Annotated in this window: 2 protein-coding genes; one reads left to right on the forward strand and one right to left on the reverse strand. The window is 59.0% G+C overall.

Features of this window, described 5'->3' with window-relative positions; translation table 11 throughout:
• A partial coding sequence (locus tag RLN94_RS08400; protein ID WP_350168793.1) for an FAD-dependent oxidoreductase occupies window positions 1-1,595 on the reverse strand: 1,595 nt, incomplete at its 3' end.
• Between the two features lie 477 nt (window positions 1,596-2,072).
• Here RLN94_RS08400 and RLN94_RS08405 point away from each other — a divergent pair.
• Window positions 2,073-2,543 carry a hypothetical protein gene (locus tag RLN94_RS08405; protein WP_350126037.1) on the forward strand — a complete coding sequence of 157 codons (471 nt, stop codon included), beginning with the start codon at window positions 2,073-2,075 and terminating at the stop codon, window positions 2,541-2,543.
• Window positions 2,544-2,713: the final 170 nt, after the last annotated feature.

Raw genomic sequence — 2,713 nt, forward strand, 5'->3', positions numbered from 1 at the left:
CCGATCAGCCGGCCCTTGGGCGACAGCATCGGGGTGAGCGAGACGCGGCCCTGTTTGGGGATGCGCCCGGCCATGATCCGGTCGAGCCAGTCGCGGGCATTGGGGCCGGTGACGAGGTACTTTCCGAAGTTGTGAACCTCGTTGATTCCAACGGCTTCGCGGACGGCCTTCACCTCGCGCTTGGTGGCCTCCCAGGCGTTGGAGCGGCGGAAGGACGGGATTTCGAAACGGGGCTCGTCGCCCTCGGCGAAGTAGTTCACCACCTCGAGACCGTATTGGTGACCCCAGACCGCGCCCATGCTGTCGAAGATGTCGTACATCGGCGTGGTGTTCATCGGGCGGGCCGCCGGAAGTTCCTCGTTCGGGTAGGAGACGGAGAACCTTTTCTGATAGTTTTCAATGACTTTCGGGAGGGTGTAGCCCTTGTTGATCCAGTCGCCGTAGCGGGCCACGTCCATCGCCGAGACGTCGCGTTCGCATTCGCCTTCGATCATCCACTGGGCCAGCATCAGGCCGACGCCGCCGCCCTGGGAGAATCCGGCCATGACGCCGCAGGCGGACCAGTAGTTGCGCAGGCCCGGGACGGGGCCGACGAGGGGGTTGCCGTCGGGGGCGAAGGTGAAGGGGCCGTGGATGACGGACTTCACCCCGGCGCGTTCGAGGGCGGGGAAGCGTTTGTAAGCGAAATCAATGGATTGCTCGATCTTGTCGAGGTTGTCGGGGAGTAGCTCGTGGCCGAAATCCCAGGACGTTCCGTCGACGGCCCAGGGCTTGCAGGGCTGTTCGTAGAAGCCGATGCAGAGGCCGCGGCCTTCTTGGCGGAGGTAGCTTTCGCCGGCGGGGTCCATGACGTGGGGGTGTTCGCCGCCGGCGGCGATGATCTCGGCGATCTCGGGGACTTCCTCGGTCACGACATACTGGTGTTCCATGGGGTGGAGCGGCAGGTAAACCCCTGACATCGCTGCAACTTCCCGGGCCCAGAGGCCGCCGGCATTGACCACGTGCTCGACCTCGATGGTGCCTTTTTCCGTGACGATTTGCCACGTGCCGCCGGGTTTCTGCTTTGTTTCCAGCACCTTGCAATGGGTCTCGATCGTCGCGCCGGCCATGCGGGCGGCCTTGGCGTAGGCGTGGGTTGTGCCGGACGGATCGAGGTGGCCGTCGAGCGGATCGTAGAGGGCGCCGAGGATGCCGTCGGTGTTGGTGACGGGGGCGATCTTGCGGATTTCTTCCGGCCCGACGATCTCGGTTTCGAGGCCCATGTAGCGGTGTTTCGCGCGCTCGGCGAGGAGCATGTCGAAGCGGTCGCGGTTGTCGGCGAGGGTGACGCCGCCCACGTGATGCAGCCCGCAGGAGAGGCCGGTGATTTCCTCCAACTCCTTGTAAAGCTTGATGGTATAGCCCTGAAGGGCGGCCATGTTGGTGTCGCCGTTGAGGGTGTGAAAGCCGCCGGCGGCGTGCCAGGTGGAGCCGGAGGTGAGCTCGGACCGCTCGACCAGCATGACATCGGACCACCCCAGCTTAGTGAGGTGGTAGAGAACGCTGCAGCCGACGACTCCGCCGCCGATAATCGCCACGCGGGTGGTGGTTTTCATGTGTGACTCCCTGCTTTTCCGGTGGCCCTACACTGTCGTCTGTCGCGGATCGGGCATGTCCGTTTGCGACAGTTGATGTCGGTAACCGATTCGAAGGTTAACGGCCATATTCTGCAGGGAAACCGACGTCGGTATCACGTCGGTATTACGTCGGTATCGCGTCGGTATCGGGTCGGTGGAGGCGGAGTGTTAATGTGGCGCGCGATGGGGGGGAGGGGCGAGATGTTGTTTCGGGCGCAACGGGGGGTGGGGGTGTGGTATGGGTTGTTCGAAAGTTCGGCGTAGCTAATGGAAAGCAAAGTTCCAAAAAGCGAAGGTCTTGAGAAATGAATTTGGAAGAATGTAAGTGGAAGATCATTTCTCGCAAAGGTTGTCGTTTTAGATCTGACGGGGTAATAATTGCTGATATTGTGTGGATAGCGGAATTTTAATCTACATGTCGTAGTTGCCGCAAAACTAGTGAATTGGGGATTCACAATGGAAAAGTTTGATCTCAGCAGCACCTATGAGAAGTTGAACCAGCTTCAGGAAACCAAAGTGGCAACAGCAACCGCTCTGCCATTTGGCCTCCTCAATCGTCGCACCAATAAGACAACGAAGTTGCTCGCAAACTCCGGCGAAACGCAGCCTATGGATGGCGCGAATAGGTGGTTCGAATATGAGTTTTCTGAGCCAGTCTTCTTGTGTGAAGTTGAAATTACGATGGAGAATTATGCTTCATATGACACATTCGTCATACGATGGGTTTCGCCACAGGGCGGAGAAAACATTCAAGAAATTTCAAGAAGTTCGGATACCGTTTGTCGTGCAACCATCAATCAGATGGTCCGTTCGATTTCTTTTAAGCCACCTAAGAAATGGTTTACTAACACGAGGATAAATTCTGTTTCCTTGATGAGACCTCAGCGAAACTTTGAGGATTCTTCTGTTTCCGTCGAAGTGGTATGATTGGCCATGAGACAGAGCTTCACAACCCAACCCGCCCTTTTCGCCTCCCATGAGCTTTTCGAGCATCCCGCGCTTGGGGCGCTGGACGCGGTGGAGGAGGTGATCGACTGGTCCCGGATCGAGGCGCTGTTGCCGCGGGGCGAGGAGCGGCGGCAGACGGGGCGGCCGGG

It is taken from the genome of Roseovarius sp., from assembly GCF_040223625.1.
Lineage (GTDB): Bacteria > Pseudomonadota > Alphaproteobacteria > Rhodobacterales > Rhodobacteraceae > Roseovarius.